At 67.1% G+C, this 246-nt stretch carries 1 protein-coding gene; it reads left to right on the top strand.

Annotation, left to right across the window (positions count from 1 at the left end; all coding sequences use genetic code 11):
* Positions 1-246, top strand: a 246-nt coding sequence (locus SB756_RS33820) for a beta-propeller fold lactonase family protein (protein ID WP_410913731.1), incomplete at both ends; no start/stop codon positions are given.

Raw genomic sequence — 246 nt, 5'->3', positions numbered from 1 at the left:
CGCGCCGACCATACGGTCGACTTTGCAGGCCGGAAGGTGTTTGGCGGCGGAGAAAACAACATCGCCGTGTTCCGCATCGATCCCGACTCCGGCAACCTCGAGCCGATTCAGCACGCCGACACGCAGTCGTTTCACGTCCGGACGTTCGCATGCGACCCGAGCGGTCGCCTCCTCGTCGCAGCCAGCATCAAGGCACTCGCGGTTCGCCGCGGCGACGACGTCGAGGTCACGCCGGCGGCGCTCTCC

Source organism: Pseudomonas sp. SIMBA_068, assembly GCF_046534705.1.
GTDB classification, from domain to species: Bacteria; Pseudomonadota; Gammaproteobacteria; order Pseudomonadales; family Pseudomonadaceae; genus Aquipseudomonas; species Aquipseudomonas putida.
The sequence above is the reverse complement of the archived record's forward strand: the minus strand, read 5'-3'. Positions and strand labels throughout refer to the sequence as shown.